Below are 16,867 nucleotides of genomic sequence, written 5' to 3' on the forward strand. Positions count from 1 at the left end.
CATGGCGACGCAGTGGAAACTCACCATTCACCAGGGGCAGACCAGCGAACAGGTGGTCCAGGCCAGCGGCACGACGATCAGTGGCGGCAACGGTATCGAGGTCAATATCGACCAGAACGGGATGACGCAGCGCGAATGCGTCAACGCGCTCGGCGAGATCATCAAGAAGATCCTCGAAAGCCCGTACCCGGCAGCCTGAACCCCTGAGGAGCGGCGCCCGTGGCCGAGATCGACATCACGCTGGCCAACATGGCCCTGCAGAAGATCGGCGCCACCGACACGGTGTCCGATCCCGCGCAGGAGAGCGAGGCTGCGCGTTCGATCCGCAATGCCTGGGGCGAGGTGCGCCGCGCGACGATCCGCGGCACGCCGAAGGTAAAGCCCAAATGGAACTTCGCGCGGCGCTATTTCGAGCTCGCGGCGCGCGCGGCTGATCCGGCCTGGCCGGTGCCGCATGGCTGGTCCGCGCTCTATCCGCTGCCCGCCGAAAGCCTGCGTTTCCTCGAGATCGCGACGCCGCATTCGGCGCGGGACCGGTTCGACCTGATCATGGGGCCGGCGGGCGAGGAGCTGGCGGTGTGTACGGCGGGCGTGCTGGGCATCTGGTGCCTGGTCGACGTGACGGATCCGGCGCGCTGGGACGCGATCTTCCGAAACGCCTTCGCTGCGCGGCTGGGCTTCCAGATCGCGGATCGCATCACCGGCGATCGCGGGCGCAAGCAAGATTGCTGGGCCGAGTTCATGGCGGAGATCACCGGAGCGGCCGGCGCGGACGGCGCAGAGGGCGCACCGATCGAGCCGCAGGAAAGCGACTGGGTGCTGGCACGCTACGGTTGTTTCGGCTCCGATGACTGGGGGCGCCCGGTATGAGCGCTGCCGCCACGCCCATGGTGACCAGCTGGAACGGCGGCGAGCTTTCCCCGCTGATGGTGGGGCGCACCGATACCGCGATCTACGCGATCGGCGCCGAGGCGATCGAGAACTTCTTTCCGATCGTCGAGGGTCCGCTGGTCAAGTGCCCGGGCTTCAAGCGCATCCGCGCCGCGGCGCTGAGCTCCAGCTGGCTGATCCGCTTTGTGTTCAACACGACGCAGGCCTATGTGCTCGAGTGCCTGGACCAGAAGCTGCGTTTCTATACCAATGGCGGCCGGATCGAGACCGATGTGGACACGCCCTATGAAGTGGCGGCGCCCTATTCCGCGGCGGAATGGCCGCGCGTTTCGACACAGCAGAGCTATGACGTGCTGTACATGGCGCATGGCGCGCATCCGCCAGGCGAGTTACGCCGCAGCGATGCGGACACGTTCGCCTATGATCCGCTCGAGCTGAAGAACGGGCCGTTCAAGGACGGCAACAGCGATGAAGGCGTCACGATCGGCGTCTCCGGCACGCTGACGGTGGGCGGCGACGTGACGCTGACCGCGTCCGGCGGTGACGTGTTCAAAGCCGGCCATGTCGGCGGGATATTCCGCCTCGAGGCCAAGGACTTCAGCGACATCCCGGCATGGCAGCCGGGGATCGACGAACAGCATAGCGGCACCACGTATAAGCGCAGCGAAGGACATGTGTACCTCGCGGCCTCGAACGGCACCACCGGCCCGATCCAGCCCGTGCACACCGAAGGCACGATGTGGGACGGCGACAGCGGCCCGGGCAAGGACGTGAACGGCGACGGGCCATACGGCGTAAAATGGACCTATCTCTACGACAGCTTCGGCGTGGTGCAGATCACCGCGGTGACCGATGCGCAGACGGCCACCGCCACCGTACTGCGCCGACTGCCGCAAAGCCTGACGACCGCACCGAGTTGGCGCTGGGCGCATGGCGCGTTCAGCACGGCGGAGGGCTGGCCCCAGCTCGTGTTCATCTGGGCGTCGCGCCTGTGCTTCTGGAAGGATTTCACGCTCTATCGCAGCGTCGTCGGCGATTATCGCAACTTCCAGCAATGGGTTTCGAATGATCGCCTGACCGACGACCTGGGCGACAGCTTCACGCTGGCGGCCAGCGATCCGCCGCTCTGGGTTGTGGTCGACGGCGATGTGCTGGTGGGCACGGCGAGCGCGATCTATCCGATCGGGCGGATCAATGGCGGGCAGACGCTTTCGAGCGTGAACCTGGAAGTGAAGCGCCCGCTGCGCCGCGGCAGCCTGCCGGTGTGGCCGGCGCAGCCCGACACGCGCACGGTTTTCGTGGAACGCGGCGGGCGGATGCTGCGCGAGGCGTCGTACAATCTCGGTTCCGATCGCTACGAGGGATCGAACATCTCGCGCTGGGCGCGGCATATCGGCAAGAGTGGCTTCGTGCAGCTGGGGCAGCAGGCGGTGCCCGAGGAATTGCTGTTCGGCGTGCGGGGCGACGGCCAGCTGGTGCTGCGCAGCTATGATCCCGAGCAGGAGATCAAGGGTTTTTCGCGTCGCGTGCCGGGCGGCGACGGCGCGGTGGTCTCCGCGGTGAGCGTTCCTAGTGAGGATGGCGGCCGGGACGAAATTTGGGCGCTGTGTGACTGGGGTGGTGCCCGTTCGGTACAGCAGATGCAGCAATGGTGGGTGACCGGCGAAAGCGCGATCGAGGATGCGTTTTTCGTGGACGACGGGTTGAGCGATAGCCTCGATGTGGCGAGCGCGACGGTGACCGGGTTGCAGCACCTCGCCGGGACCGAAGTTGCGATCCTGGCCGATGGTGCCGTTTGCCCGCGCCAGCTCGTGCCGCTGAGCGGGGTGATCACGCTGCCGTTCGCCGCGCGCAAGCGGACAGTGGGGCGGCCTTATACCGCCTATGTGCGCACTTTGCCGATCGAGGCGCGCGACCCGAGCGGCCAGACTGCCCAGGGGAAAAAGGCGCGCGTGGTAAATCTGATCCTGCGCCTGCTCGATACGATGCTGGTAAAGGCACGTGTGAAGGCCGAGGCGGTGGCGGCGGCTTATCGCGACGAACAGTTGCTCGATCGGCCCAATGCAGCGACCATGGATGCGCCGCCTCCGCTCTACACCGGCGACACGGACGGCCGCGCGATCGGCGGCGACTGGGGCCGTGATGGGCGCTTCGCGGTGGTGAGCGACGATCCGGGGCCGTGTACAGTGATCGCTGGTATGCCGCGCTTCCTGGTGAGCGACCGGTGAGCGTCGCCTTCTTCCCCTTTTCCGCGCGCGACGCGATGCGCATCCGGCTGCAGGAGAGCCAGCGGGTGGAGATGGGCATCGACAGCACCGCCGGGCTGACCATGGCACAGGCGCTGGATCTGGAGCAGGGCGCCGCCTGGACGGCGCGCGAGGTGCGGCAGGGTGCCGTCGGCCGGATCCTCTGTTGCGCCGGCTTTCGCGAGATTTTCACCGGTCGGCAGGGATTGGCCTGGGCGATGCTGGCCGACGGGCTATCGGCGACGCAGTTGCTGTCGGTCACCCGCTTTGCCCGCGCGCGCATCGCGGCGAGCCCGCTCCGGCGGATCGAATGCCTGACCGCCGATCGCGCGCCCGAGCGGCAATGGGCCGAGCTGGTGGGCATGCGCTTCAACACGCTGCTGCATGCCTATGGCGCCGCGAGCGAGACGGTGTGCCTGTATGAAAGGGTGAAGGGCTGATGCCGCTACCGCTGCTCCTTATCGCGGCCGGGATCAAGGCGGCCGGCAGCATCGCCCAGGGCAATGCCGCGCGCGCTTCGGGTGATGCACGCAACCGCATGGCGCAGTGGGAAGCGCAGGGGATCGAGCGCGACGCCGCGGCGCAGGCCGCAGGCGTGCGCGACGAAGTGCGCCGCACCATGGGCACGCAGATCGCGGCGCAGGGTGAAAGCGGCTTCGAACTCGGCACGGGCTCGGCGCTGGATGCGCTGATGTCGAGCCAGGTGGAGGGCATGCTCGATCAGATGAACGTGCGCGCGCGCGGGCACGCCCAGGCCGATGCGCGGCGTTATCAGGGGCGTGTGGCGCGCATGGAGGGCATCGCGGGCCAGCGCGCGGGCTTCTATGGCGCGGCATCGGCACTGGTGGGCGGGGCCTCCGATTACGCCAAATTTGCCGGGGCTGCCGGCTGATGGGCGTGGCTCCCCGCCCCTATCAGGCGCAGGTGGCTGCCGGCGGCACCACGGCGGATCTGGGCAGCATCTCGCCCGATGCATTCGGCGCCGGCGTCGGCCGCGCCGTGGAAGAGTTCGGCGGCGCGGTGGGCCGCTATGCCGAAGTGAAGATGGACGTGGCGCGCAATGAAGCCTGGTCCGACTGGTCGCTGAAATTCGAAGAAGCCAAGGCCAAGGCGCGCGACGACGCGCTGAACCGGCGCATGGGCGCCGGGGACACCGCGGACGCGGGCTGGGCCGGGCACGCCGATATGGTCGGCGGCGAGACCGACGCGCGGATGAACCAGCTGCTGGAGGGGCTGAAGGATCCCGTGCTGCGCAAGCAGGCGGGCCTGCGCGTCACCGAGTTCCGCAACGACCTGGTGGGGCAGGAGCGCACCTTTGAGGCGGGCAAGCGGCTGGCCAAGCTGGGCAGCGACACCAGGCAGATCGGGATGCTGGCGGCGCAGGGGGTGCTCAACAGCACCGCGATCAGCACCGACCTGCCCAAGGCGGTGGAGGATCTCGACAGTTATATCGGCAATCTCGACGTGGCGCCCGACATCAAGGAAGGGCTGCGCCGCGAGCTCGCGCCCGGCCTGCTCGATGCCGGCGTGCAGAACCGGATCAATGCCGGCGATCTCGATACCGCCGAGAAGATGGTCAAGGCGCCGGCCTTTGCCGAGCTGGGGCCGGATCGCTCGCAGGCGCTGCTGAACGAGATAGAGGTTGAACGCCGCCGGCGGGAGAGCGCGGCGCGCGCCGAGCAGGCGGCGGCGGTCTCGGCGGCGAAGGAAGGGCTGGCGACGCAGAAGGCGCTGCTCGATACCGGCGCCGGCACGCCCGCCGACTGGGAGAAGCTGGCGACGGGCTATGACGCGATCGGCGATACCAGCGCCGCAGTGGAGGCGCGCGCCAAGGGCGGCGAGATGACCGCGGTGCAGGGATCGCGCGATTACACCGTGCCGCAGATGCAGGCCGAGATCGCCCGGCTGGATGCCAAGGCCGCGAAGCCGGGCGGGCTGACGCCCGGCGAGGCGACGCTTCGCACCGGGCTGAATACGCAGCTGACGCAAAGCCAGGCGCGGCTGGGCCGGACGGGCGGCGCGCTCGAGCAATATCAATACGCCACGAGCAAGCCGATCCCGGGGATCGATTTCAACGACCCGGCGAGCCTGCGCCAGCGCGCGACCTATGCCGCCGCCGCGGCGCAGAAATATGGCCAGATGTCGGTTCAGCCGCTGCTCGACAGCGAGTTGCCCGGGCTGCGCCAGCTGACGGAGGGCGGGCCGGCGGACAAGATGCGCGCGCTGGAAGCGATCGCCGGCTTCGGTGATCCGCGCGCGGTGGAAGGTGCTGGGCGGCAGCTGGCGGGTGCGGGCGACGAAGGCGGGTTCCGGATCGCCGCGACGCGCATCCTGACGCCCGGCGGCCGGCAGGTGGCGCGCGATATCCTGCGCGGCGGCGATGCGCTGAAGGCCAACCCGTCACTGTTCAACGACAAGGAAGCGCGCGAGGCGTTCGCCGCCTATGGCCCGGCGCTGCAGGGCCTGGGCCCCGATTTCGCCGCCGACACCTATGTCGCCGCGCGCAACCTCTATGCCTCGCGCATGGCCGCCCAGGGGCTGACGGGATGGAGCCCGGGCGAGTTCCGCACCGCGATCGATGCCGCGCTGGGCGGCTATCACGAGGGCGCCTATTACAAGGGTGGCAGCTGGACGTTCAAGAACCAACGCGTGGTGATCCCGACGGGCTGGACGGCCGACGGCGTGTTCCGCCGGATCGCGCGGATGACCGGCGAGGATCTGGGCAACGCCAAGGTGACCGGTGCTGGTCGCTGGCCCGACGGATCGCCGCTCTATACCGGGCAGCTGCGCGAGATGATCCCGGTCTTCATGGGCGGGACGCGCTACGGCTTTCGCGATGCCCGCTCGGGCCGGCTGCTGCCTTCCGCCCAGGGCGGCCCGTTCATGCTCGACATGGCGAAGGTGCCCTGGCGATGACCGACAATCGCGGCGCCCCCCCCGAGCAGGACGTAACCTCCTTCTATCGCAACGATCCCCGCACCGTGCCGCTGATGCGCGGGCCGGAGGACATGCCGGCGACCACTACCGGGGGCGAGGCGTTCGGCGCCGGCTGGCGCACGGCACAGGACGACTGGCCGGGTCGCGCGGGTGACGTGCTGAATGCAGCTTATGGTCCGGTGATCGAGGCCGTCCGTGCCAAGACGGGCAAGCCGATGTCCAGCTACGTCTGGATCGGCCAGGGCCATGCCGGCGTGAACGAGCAGGCGGTTTGGCGGGATATCGTGAATATCCGCGCGCGCGATGCCGACTTCCTCAACGATCTGCCCGCCGACCAGGAGGGGTTCAGCAAGAAGGTGACGGCGCGCACGATCGAGCGCCGGCAAGCCGACTTCGTGAAGATGTCTCGGGCGGAGGGCGGCGCCGGCTGGGCGCGCTTCGGTGGGCAATTGGCTGGTGCGGCGTCCGATCCCTTTAACCTGATGACCCTTCCGCTTGGCGGCGGTGAGACGATCGCTGGCCGCATTCTGGCGCAGGGCTTGATCGGCGCGGTTACGGAGGCTGCCGAGCAGCCGATGGTCGCGGCGGAGCGCGCGAAGCGTGGCGAGAAGCTGACCTTCACCGAAGGCCTGGCAAATGTCGGCATGGCCGGGATCGGCGGCGCGGCGATGCAGGGCGTGATCGTCGAGCCGCTTGCCGCGATCTTCAAGCGCGTCGTCGGCTTGGGCCGGGCGACCGAGGACGAGACCGCCGCGCTGAACGTGCTCGATCGCGAAGCCGAGGTGTCGGCGACCAGCCCCTATCAGCCCGGGCCGGGCGCGGAGGCGCATAGCGAGCGCCTGGCCGCCGCGATGGCGGCTATAGGCGCGGGCGACCCGCCGACGATCAGCACGCGTGCGCAGCTGGCGGCAGGATCGGCGATGAGCACCCCGGTTCCTCGTGAAACATTGCCGGCGCATGCCGATGTTTCACGAGGAACCACGGCGCCGATGGCGCGCCAGCAGTTCATCGCGATGGTGCGCGGGGCGGAGAGCAGTGGCAACGACCTGGCCGCCGCCGAGACCAGCACCGCGTTCGGGCGCTACCAGTTCACCCGGGGCACCTGGCTGAGCTATTACAAGCGGCGCTATGGCGCGGGTGGGCTGAGCGACGCGCAGATCCTGGCGAAGCGTGCGAACGGCGCGATCCAGGACCAGCTGATGGGCGACCTGACCGCGGACAATGCCGCGGCGCTGGCCCGCATCGGCGCCTCCGAAACGCCGGGAAATCTGTACCTGATGCACTTCGCCGGGCAGGGCGGCGCCACCAAGGTGTTGCGCGCCGCCGAGGGCACGCCGGTGCGCGATCTGCTCAAGCCCGACGCGATCGAGGCGAACGCCTTCCTGAAGGACTGGACGGCGGGCGAGCTGCGCGCCTGGGCCGACCGCAAGATGGGCGGCAAGGGCGAGGCCGGCCCGGTGGTGCGCCGCGACCTGTTCACCGACGATGCCAATGGTGACGCGCTGTGGCGCGAAGCCCAGTCGGCGAGCGAGGCGGCGGACCTCGAGCTTGCCGCGATCCGGCGCGAGCGGACGGGGTTCGGCGAGGATGGCGAGCCGGGGATCGCGCTGGGGCGCGATGTCGTCGAGGACGGCGCGGGCGTTCCTCGTGAAACAGGCGTGGAACCGGAAGCGGTGGTGGGCATGGATTGGGAGCCGGCTATGGTGCCGGTCAGGGCGCCTAACTCCGTCGCGCCCGAACCTCCGCATATCAGCGAGCAAGTCGCAGGGATGTTGCGAAGCGGCGGCTTCGCGGATGCCGCTGGTGGCTTCAGTCGATCGGTCGCCAATATGGCAGAGGCAGGGACGATCTCCGACGGATCGAGGCAACTGATCCTGAAGATGGATGACGCTGGTCGCTGGCTCGAACGGCATGATGCCGGGCTTGGTGTGGTGAAGGACGTCGATATGCGCGACTTCCCCAACGATCCCGCTGGTGCGTTGCGCGCCGTGCTTGGGGAAGATCTGGCTTCACGCCCAGAGGTGGCGACGATGCTCGCGGGGCCAAACCGCTCGCATCTTAATGCGCTCGAGGAAGGCCTGGTGCGGGAGCGTGCGCGGTTGGCGGATGCCAGCACGGAGGGTGAGCGGGAGACACGCCGCGTGTGGGTTGCGCAGCGGGAGCGCGAGATCGCCGGTGAACGGAAGTATCTCGGATTACCGGAGGCGGATCATCTCGATGATCTTAGCGATGATGATCTGCTCGCTGAATTGTCGGGGCTTGGTGAGCCCACCAACATCCTCGCCGGCTATGGCGGTGAAGCGGGGCTGCGCGATCGCCAGGCGGCCGGCAGTGAAGCGGCGGCTTCCGCCGACACCCGCCCGCTGCCGAGCAGCATGGCGATTGCCGGGCAGGCGGCGCTGCGCGATGCCGATATAGGCAAGGCGACCGAAGTCGCGCGGATGTTCGACGATCCGCATGGCTCGGCGTCGGTGCAGATGGCCGACGGGCTGACGCATGACGTGCGCCAGTCTCTCGACGCCGGCGAGCTCGGCGACGTGCCTTTCGCACTTTCGGGGGTGACCGATGCGGAGGGTGGCGCGGTGCCGGTCTATGAAGGCGCCGCCGCCGCGCTCGGCCGGTTGGACGCCGAGGATGCCGCGCTCGCCGCGCTGAGGGCCTGTCTGTGAGCGCCCGGCAGTGCATCCTCGACTTGTTCGAGCAGGGTAAGCTCGATCGCGAGCAGCGCGACCGCTACACCGGTGAGCTCGATCGGCTCGAGGCGGCGTATCGCAAGCGGTTCAGCGCCGGCGGGGCGGCCGAGATGGCATCGGCCGAGCTGGTCGACCGGCTCGGCAAGGACGCCGCGGAGACGCGCCGGCAGACGCTGCTCCAGCTCTCGACGCAGAAGAGCGTGCTCGAAGGTCTGGTCGCGCATGTGAAGGGCGGCGGCAAGGCGGGGCAATATGCCATCGCGCTGTTCGATCATCACGAGGCGATCCCCGGGGTTTCGAACATCTCGAACCGGCACGCGGCGCTGCGCCAGCTCGCCTGGTCGCGCATGGGCGATTACCTGCTGAAGTTCGGCCGCGGGCTCGACGGGCGGCTGCGCAACAGCGCCGATGCGCTCGACATGGTGCGCGAGCTGTTCGGCCAGAGCACGGGCAATGCCGATGCGCGCGAGCTGGCGCAGGCATTCCGCGATACCGCCGACTGGCTGCGCCAGATGTTCAACGCCGCCGGCGGCCATATCGCCAAGCTGGATGGCTGGGGACTTCCGCAGGCGCACGATGCGATCAGCGTCGCCCGCGCCGGCTTCGAGACCTGGCGCGACTTCATCAGGCCGCTGCTCGATCCCGCCAGGATGATCGACGGCGCCACGGGGCGCAGCTTCGACGATGCCGGGCTGGGCGAGGCGCTGGAAGGCGTGTGGCGTTCGATCAGCAGCGAGGGGCTCGACAAGCTCGAGCCCGGCCAGATGGTCGGTTCGAAGCTGGCCAATCAGCGCGCCGACAGCCGCTTCCTCGTGTTCAAGGATGCCGACAGCTGGATCGCCTATCACGAGCGCTTCGGCGCGGGCGATCCGTTCAACGCGATCACCGGCCATATCGACGGCATCACCAAGGACATTTCGTCGATGCAGGTGCTGGGGCCCAATGCGGGCCTGACGGTGCGCTGGCTGGGCGACATGCTGCGCAAGGGCGCCGCGCCGACGATCGAGGGCGGACGGACGGTGAAGCTGGAAGCGGCTGCCGCCAAGGCAGCGCGCGAGACCGACCGCATGTGGCGCTTCTATCGCGGCGAGCTGACCATGCCGGAGCCGACCGATCGCGGCGTGGCGCGCTTCTTCTCGGGCCTGCGCAACTGGAATGTGGCGACCAAGCTGGGTGGTGCCTTCCTGAGCGCGTTCGGCACCGATCCGGTGTTTGCGGCGATGACCGCCAAGTTCAACGGGCTCGACACCACCAAGGTGATGGGCGCCTATCTGCGCGGCTTCAATCCGCTGGATGCTGGGCACCGCGCTGCCGCGGTCCATGCCGGGCTCGTCTTCAACGAAATGACGGCGCGCGCCGAGCGGTTGTGGCGCGAGGATACGGCGATGCGCGTCAACGTGCATGAAGTGAGCCGCCGGCTGGCGGACGGCGTGCTGCGCGGCTCGCTGCTCTCCCCGCACACCGTTTCGATGAAGCAGGCGACCGGCCTGGGCTTCATGATGGATTTCGCGCGCCACGCCGACAAGAGCTTCGAGCGGCTGGACGCGGCCGATCAGGCTCGCTTCGCCCGCTATGGGATCGACGCGGCGGACTGGGACTATATCCGCGCCACGCCGGTGACCGAGGAAGGCGGGTACAAGCTGCTGCGCCCGGGCGACGTGGCGAGCCGGGAAGACGGCTTCAAGGGCCCGGCGATGCGCAACGCGATGAAGCTGTTCGAGATGATCGACAGCGAGACCAAGTTCGCGACGCCCGGCGAGCTGTTGCGCGCGCAGACCATGCTGGCGCTGGGCGGCAAGGGCACCGCCTTCCAGCGCGGCACGATCCTGGGCGAAGTGGCGCATTCGGCGACGCAGTTCAAAACCTATTCGGTGATCGCGCTGATGACGCATATGCAGCGCGCTATTTACGGCAATGGCGGGGTGAACCGCGCGACCTATGCGCTGATGCTGCCGCTATTCCTGACGCTGGGCGGCGCGATGGTGCTGCAGCTCAAGAGCATCGCGGCGGGCAAGGATCCCGAGCCGATGACCGGTGCGAAGTTCTGGGGCCGCGCCTTCATCCAGGGCGGCGGCGCGGGGATGCTCGGCGATTTCGTCACCGCCGGGCTGGCGGGGCGATCGCGCACGGGCGGCACGCTGGCGGGCTATATCGCCGGCCCGACCATGTCCGGCCTGATCGATCCGGCGATGGATCTTGTACTCGGCAATCTCGGCAAGGGCGCCGAGGGCAAGAAAACCACGGTGCAGCACGAGCTGGTCCAGCTCGCGGAGAACAACATTCCGGGCATGTCGACCTGGTATCTGAGCACCGCCGCGCACCGGGCGATGCTCGATCAGCTCAATCGCTCGATCGACCCGAACTACCAGCAGAGCTGGAAGCGGATGGAGCATCGCGCGGCCGAGCAGGGATCGCAATATTGGTGGGCGCCCGGCGACCCCACGCCCGATCGCGCGCCGAATTTCGAGAACGCAATGCAGCAAGGGGGCAACCAGCCATGACGATCGCGACCACTGCGCGGACGGTGATGTATGCCGGCAACGGCGCGACGGTGACCTTTGCGGTGCCCTATCAGTTTCGTGACACCGCGGACCTGCGTGTGACCGCCATCGCGGCGGACGGCGCGGAGACGGTGAAGACGCTATCGACGCACTACATGGTCACCGGCGGCGGCAGCCCGCCAGCGCCCGGGAGTGTGACCATGTTGGCGGCGCCTGCCTTGGGTACGCAGCTCCTTATCGAGGGCGCCAGGACGATCCGGCAGGCGCGCGAATGGGCCGCCGGCGACCGCTTCCCGGCGGCGGCCACCGAAGGTTCGGCCGATGACGACACGATCGTCGCCCAGGAACTGCGCCGCGACCTAGAGGATCTGCGCCGCCACGCGCTCACCACGCCGCGGGGCGAAGATGCGCCGTCGCTGCCAAGCCTGGCTGGCCATGACGGCGAACTGATGTGGCTGAAGGATGGTGTGCTGCAGCCGCTGGCGAAATCGCCGTTCGCGGGCATGTTCTATGGCGGTGGGGCGGATGGTGCGCCCGTGCCCCTAAGCGGCACGGGCGCCGATGTCGCGCTGCGCGGCGACCTGGCCGGCAACAGCGGCATGGCGCTGGTGGGAAACCGGCTGTCGCTGACGGGGGCGAACAAGCGGGTCCTCGCCGAGCTCGATCGGCGCATCGTTTCGGTGGAGCATTTCTATCCGCAGGGTGTGAACCTGGCAGCGCTGACGCCTGCACAGCTGGTCGGCGCGATAACGCTGGCGATCGCGTCTGCGATCGCCGAGGGGCATGATATCTATTTCCCGGCGGGGCTCTACAATCTCGGCTCGAACTATTTTCCGCTCCGGCAGACGGCCAATCCCAACGACCTGACCGACTTTCTCGATGCCAATAACCTCACGATCTACGGCTCGGGGCCGCGCAGCACGGTTTTCAAGACGGTTTCGTCGATCGGTTGGGACGTGTTCCAGCTCAACGGCGTGAAGAACGCGCATTTCCGCGACTTCATGATCACCGCCGAGTTGACGGCGACCGATGCCTCGGGCTCGAACGGGATGAGCTTTACCGGTGGTCTCGACAATATCACGGTCAAGAACGTCCATTTCCTGAACCTGCCGAGCATCGATCGTTCGGACGCGGAGAGTGGCCCCTTCATCGATGGCGGCAAGGCACTGACGGTGCAGTGTGACGGCGCTCCGCTGGAAGTGGGTTTCCTTCAGGCCGACATTTGCGTCTGGGGTTGCGCCCAGGCGTTCGCGATCGAGGCGGGGCTGACCAATTTCCTCGACAAGCGCACGATGATGGAGATCGACGTCTATGCGGAGGATTGCTTTTCCGCGGTTTCGATCAGCGCGGCAGAGGCGGACGGGCCGGTGCCCGCCGATACGCATTTCGGCATCCGGGTGCGATCGCAATCGGTGAATTGCCAGAAGGATGTTCAGCTCGGCCGCGCGCATGGCGTCGACGTGCGAAGCATGGTGCGCTCGATCAAGAGTGTGGCCGAGTTGCGCAAGAGCCCCGACGACATCAACTGGTATGAGGAAGACCTGGTGGTGGAGGCGCTTCACTGCGCTTATGCCAAGAACAGCACCGTGGTGGTGATCGGTGAAAAGCAGCACTGCGATTACAAGGCGCAGATCGGCGGCACCGGCGCGGGCGCAAGCGGGTTGCTCGGCGCGACCGAATGGTGCGAGATCACCCTGTCGATCGGCGGCACCGCGGCGTTGCAGGACATCAGGGATCTGGATGTCGGCGGCAACCTGATGAACTACAGCACGCTTTCCGTCACGGCCGCCACCGGCGTGATCCCGCCGGCCTTCTATCTCGCGTCTCGCTTCAACATCCTGTTTTCGGGGGATGGCCGGGTGCGCATGCCGCTGCAGGGATATGAAGCGAGCTCGGCAGATGTGCCCAAGGTCGCCGACTTTGCCTGGCGCAACCAGGGATCGGTGACGGCGGCGGACACCGCGACTTCGCTGGTGCTGACCGGCGACGCGGACGGCGAGCTGCACTGCCTGGTCGAAGCGGCGCCCGCGCCACCCTTCAGCCGCTATCTGCGCGGCGACATCGTGATGCAGGCCACCAGCGCCGCGAATGTCAATCTGAGCGCCGAAATCCTGCTGCTGGCGCGAAACAGCGTCAACTCGCGGCTGGTGACGTTCCGGCTGATCCGCGAGCGGCTGGCGGGCACGGAGGTGGGGCAGGCGGATTTCCGCGCCAACGTGAGCAACTGGACATCGGAAACCGCGGCGGACTCCTTCGCCGTGACCGACCGCCACGACGTGGTGCCGTTCAAATGGGCGCGCATGGATGTGACGGCTGGCGGTAACATGGAGTTCTACGTCTCGCATGACGGGCGCTCCTGGGTGGGCCTGGGCACCGTCGCGATCAGCGCCTTCCTAACCGCGACCGGTGGTGGCGCGCTCAACCAGGTGGGCTTCGGCATCCGATCGATAACTGGAACGCCTTGCACCGCGTTCATCCAGAATTTCAGCGGCAACGCCCCGTCGTGAGCGGCGGAGCAACGGAGGGAGAGGCATGACGACGATGGAACAGGTGGCGCAGGACGCAGCGGAGCAGGGTGCGCGCCTGGCGCTGGCGCGGCTTGGACTGGACGACGAGCATGCGGGCAAGGACATGGCGGAGCTACGCCAGCTGCTCGGCGCCTGGCGCGACGCGAAGAAATCCGCGGTCAAGAGCGCGATCGGCTGGCTCATCCGCTGGGCGCTGAGCCTGGTCGTGATCGGTATGGCGGTGAAGCTGGGGTTTGGCGGCTGGCTGAAATGATCGACGCGCTGATCGCTGGACTGGCTGAAGGGTCGGCGGCGATCGGGGCGGTGGCGAGGATTTATCAGGAGGCATGCATGGGATGGAAATGGGATCAGTCGGCGGGCGAGCTCTGGTACCAGGGTAAGCTAATCTCCACGGGCTATGCCGGCAACGGACGCGGCAAGAACAATCCGGCGATGCAGGCAGCGGTGGGCGTGGGCCCGATCCCGCGCGGCTGCTGGCGGATGACCGCGGTGCGCGACAGCGCCAATACCGGACCCTTCAGCATCGTGCTCGAGCCCGAGCCCGGCACAGCTACGTTCGGCCGCTCGGCGTTTCGCGTGCATGGCGACAGCGTGCGCAATCCCGGCACGGCGAGCCATGGCTGCATCATCCTGCCGAGGGCCATCCGCGAGAGGATGTGGCGCAGTGGCGAGAAGCTGCTCGAGGTGGTGGAGTAGAGCGATGGTCGACCGGCGGGATCAGTTCTGGGCATTCATCGCGCTGCTGTTCGTGATCGGCACGCTCGGCATCGCGCCAGTGGGTTATGCGCTGTTCTGGGGCAAGGCGCTGCCGCCGGAGACGCTGGCGACGGTGGACAAGACCGTGAGCAGCCTGGGCGGGGTGCTCGGCAGTGTGGGCACTCTCCTGTTCGGCGGCCGGGTTCTCGCGCACCGCGCCCGCCAGCGTCGGGCCAAGGCGGCGTCGAAATGAGGCGGATGCAACAGGATGTGCGCCGGCTGCTTCCGGCGCTCGCCACACCTAGCGTCCCTGTGGCTGAAGGCGCCGCGTCGATCTCGGCCGCGAGCACGAAAAAGGCGGCGGTGAGCGCGTTGGTGGATGCGGATCTGACGACGATCAATCCCGTGCTTGAAGAGAAGCTGCGCCAGCTCAACGACCGGATCGAAGCGCTTGAGCCGCCGATCTAGGCTTTCCGACGGTTCAACCGGAACTGGTGATTGTCGGAAAATTCTGGCAGGTTAAGTTGTTGAAATATCTAGAAACGAGTTAGTCTCATAACCTGAAGGTCGCAGGTTCAAATCCTGCTCCCGCAACCAACGCGCCACACACAACCCGTCTGTCCACCAGGGCCGGCGGGTTTTTTATTGCCCAGCGAAGATCCAACGCGCGTCCGCGCAAGATCGGCATTGTCTCGGGATCGACTGCGGCGGTATCGCATTTGACTGCTGATGACCGCTGCCCCTGACTCCCCCTTTCGACTGAAGCTCTACCGGGCGGTGTGGATCGCCAGCCTGTGTTCCAATTTCGGCAGCCTCATCCAGTCGGTCGGCGCATCGTGGATGATGGCGGGGCTGGGGGCCTCGGCGCAGATGGTCGCGCTGGTCCAGGCATCGACCAGCCTGCCGATCATGCTGCTCGCGCTTTGGGCGGGTGCCGTCGCCGACAATCTCGACCGCCGTCGCGTGCTGCTCGCCACGCAGAGCTTCATGCTGCTCGTGTCCGCGCTCCTCGCGCTGGCGGCGTGGTTCGGGCTGATCACGCCGTGGCTGCTGCTCGCCTTCACCTTCCTGATCGGCTGCGGCACCGCGATCAACGGTCCGGCCTGGCAGGCCTCGGTCGGCGACATGGTGCCGCGCGCGATGCTGCCGAGCGCCGTCGCCTATAACAGCATGGGCTTCAACATCGCCCGCAGCGTCGGTCCGGCACTGGGCGGCGCGATCGTCGCCGCGGCGGGCGCCGCCACGGCGTTCCTGATCAATGCGTTGAGCTATGTCGGGCTGATCGTCGTGCTCAAGCGCTGGCAGCCCGACCTGCCGCCGCGCAAGCTGCCGCGCGAACGGCTCGGCGTCGCGATGGCCGCCGGCGTTCGCTATGTTCGCCTCTCCCCCCAGATCCGCACGGTACTTGCCCGCGCCACGCTGTTCGGCCTCGCCGCGAGCGCGCTCCAGGCACTGATGCCGCTGGTCGCACGCGACCTGATCGGTGGCGGGCCGCTGGTCTATGGCACGCTGCTCGGCGCGTTCGGGCTTGGCGCGGTCGGCGGCGCGTTGCTCAGCCGGCGCGTGCGCAACCGCCTCTCCACAGAGAATATCGTCCGCGCCGCGTCGGTTGCGCTGGCTGCCGGCGCAGCGGCAACCGCCACCGGCGCGATGCCGCTCGCGCTGCTCGGGCTCGCCGCTGCCGGCGCGGGCTGGGTGCTGGCGCTCTCCACCTTCAACGTCAGCGTGCAGATGGCCTCGCCGCGCTGGGTCGTCGCGCGCGCGATCGCGCTCTACCAGATGGCGGCGTTCGGCGGCATGGCCGGCGGCTCCTGGCTGTTCGGCGCGGTGGCGAGCGAGCACGGCGTGGCGATCGCGCTGCTGGCCGCCGCCGGCGTGCAGCTGCTGAGCGCGGTCGCCGGCTTCGTGCTGCCGCTCGCCGGGATCAGCGACCTCAACATGGATCCGCGCGACAGCTGGGTCGAGCCGCATACCGCTGTGCCGGTGGAGGGGCGCAGCGGCCCGATCGTGATCACGGTCGAGCACCGTATCGCCGAAGAGGACATCGCCGCCTTCCTTACCGTCATGCACGAACGCCGCCGCATCCGCCGGCGCGATGGCGCGCGCGACTGGGCGCTCAGCCGCGATCTTGCTGAACCTGACTTGTGGGTCGAGCGCTTCGATTTCGCCACCTGGCTCGACTATGTCCGGCACAATGAGCGGCGTACGCATGCCGATACCGCCAATAGCGAGGCGCTGCACGCGCTGTGGATCCCGGGAAGCGATGCAGTGGTGCACCGCCGGATCGAGCGCCAGACCAGCTCGCTGCCGATCGTCCGCACCCCCGATCCGCGCGAACTCGATCCGATGACCGACGCGACCCGCTCGAGCTGACG

14 protein-coding genes are annotated in these 16,867 nt (G+C 68.0%); all 14 read left to right on the forward strand.

All coding sequences use genetic code 11. From position 1 onward, the window contains the following. Position 1: 1 nt before the first annotated feature. The 14 genes from HZY97_RS16250 (at position 2) to HZY97_RS16315 (ending at position 16,865) form a co-directional block, all read left to right on the forward strand. Positions 2-199: a hypothetical protein gene (locus tag HZY97_RS16250; RefSeq protein ID WP_180146121.1), complete on the forward strand. Its 198-nt coding sequence runs from the start codon at positions 2-4 to the stop codon at positions 197-199. 20 nt (positions 200-219) lie between these two features. After that, a complete protein-coding gene (locus HZY97_RS16255; RefSeq protein WP_180146125.1) occupies positions 220-870 on the forward strand; it encodes a hypothetical protein in 651 nt (216 codons plus the stop codon). Continuing rightward, on the forward strand, positions 867-3,119 hold the full coding sequence (locus HZY97_RS16260; RefSeq protein ID WP_180146128.1) for a hypothetical protein: 2,253 nt from the start codon (positions 867-869) through the stop codon (positions 3,117-3,119). The genes HZY97_RS16255 and HZY97_RS16260 overlap by 4 nt, the downstream gene beginning before the upstream one ends. Continuing rightward, positions 3,116-3,577, forward strand: coding sequence for a hypothetical protein (locus HZY97_RS16265; RefSeq protein ID WP_180146131.1), 462 nt, complete (start codon positions 3,116-3,118; stop codon positions 3,575-3,577). Before HZY97_RS16260 ends, HZY97_RS16265 begins: the two co-directional genes overlap by 4 nt. Next, entirely contained in the window at positions 3,577-4,029 is a 453-nt protein-coding gene (locus tag HZY97_RS16270; protein ID WP_180146135.1) for a hypothetical protein, read from the forward strand. The genes HZY97_RS16265 and HZY97_RS16270 overlap by 1 nt, the downstream gene beginning before the upstream one ends. Then, positions 4,029-6,053 carry a hypothetical protein gene (locus tag HZY97_RS16275; protein ID WP_180146138.1) on the forward strand — a complete coding sequence of 675 codons (2,025 nt, stop codon included), beginning with the start codon at positions 4,029-4,031 and terminating at the stop codon, positions 6,051-6,053. Before HZY97_RS16270 ends, HZY97_RS16275 begins: the two co-directional genes overlap by 1 nt. Next, positions 6,050-8,743: a hypothetical protein gene (locus HZY97_RS16280; RefSeq protein ID WP_180146140.1), complete on the forward strand. Its 2,694-nt coding sequence runs from the start codon at positions 6,050-6,052 to the stop codon at positions 8,741-8,743. The genes HZY97_RS16275 and HZY97_RS16280 overlap by 4 nt, the downstream gene beginning before the upstream one ends. Then, positions 8,740-11,268 (forward strand): hypothetical protein, encoded by a 2,529-nt coding sequence (locus HZY97_RS16285; RefSeq protein ID WP_180146143.1) that lies wholly within the window; start codon positions 8,740-8,742, stop codon positions 11,266-11,268. Before HZY97_RS16280 ends, HZY97_RS16285 begins: the two co-directional genes overlap by 4 nt. Further along, positions 11,265-13,775: a hypothetical protein gene (locus tag HZY97_RS16290; RefSeq protein WP_180146146.1), complete on the forward strand. Its 2,511-nt coding sequence runs from the start codon at positions 11,265-11,267 to the stop codon at positions 13,773-13,775. The genes HZY97_RS16285 and HZY97_RS16290 overlap by 4 nt, the downstream gene beginning before the upstream one ends. Positions 13,776-13,800: 25 nt before the next feature. Then, positions 13,801-14,049 carry a DUF6127 family protein gene (locus HZY97_RS16295; RefSeq protein WP_180146149.1) on the forward strand — a complete coding sequence of 83 codons (249 nt, stop codon included), beginning with the start codon at positions 13,801-13,803 and terminating at the stop codon, positions 14,047-14,049. A 77-nt stretch (positions 14,050-14,126) separates the two neighbouring features. Then, positions 14,127-14,492 carry a tlde1 domain-containing protein gene (locus HZY97_RS16300; RefSeq protein WP_180146152.1) on the forward strand — a complete coding sequence of 122 codons (366 nt, stop codon included), beginning with the start codon at positions 14,127-14,129 and terminating at the stop codon, positions 14,490-14,492. A gap of 4 nt (positions 14,493-14,496) precedes the next feature. Further along, positions 14,497-14,745 carry a hypothetical protein gene (locus HZY97_RS16305; protein WP_180146156.1) on the forward strand — a complete coding sequence of 83 codons (249 nt, stop codon included), beginning with the start codon at positions 14,497-14,499 and terminating at the stop codon, positions 14,743-14,745. Further along, positions 14,742-14,960, forward strand: a complete 219-nt coding sequence (locus tag HZY97_RS16310) for a hypothetical protein (RefSeq protein WP_180146159.1) — start codon at positions 14,742-14,744, stop codon at positions 14,958-14,960. Before HZY97_RS16305 ends, HZY97_RS16310 begins: the two co-directional genes overlap by 4 nt. 261 nt (positions 14,961-15,221) lie before the next feature. Beyond that, positions 15,222-16,865, forward strand: a complete 1,644-nt coding sequence (locus HZY97_RS16315) for an MFS transporter (RefSeq protein ID WP_180146162.1) — start codon at positions 15,222-15,224, stop codon at positions 16,863-16,865. Positions 16,866-16,867: the final 2 nt, after the last annotated feature.

The organism is Sphingomonas sp. R-74633 (assembly GCF_013416555.1).
GTDB lineage: Bacteria > Pseudomonadota > Alphaproteobacteria > Sphingomonadales > Sphingomonadaceae > Sphingomonas.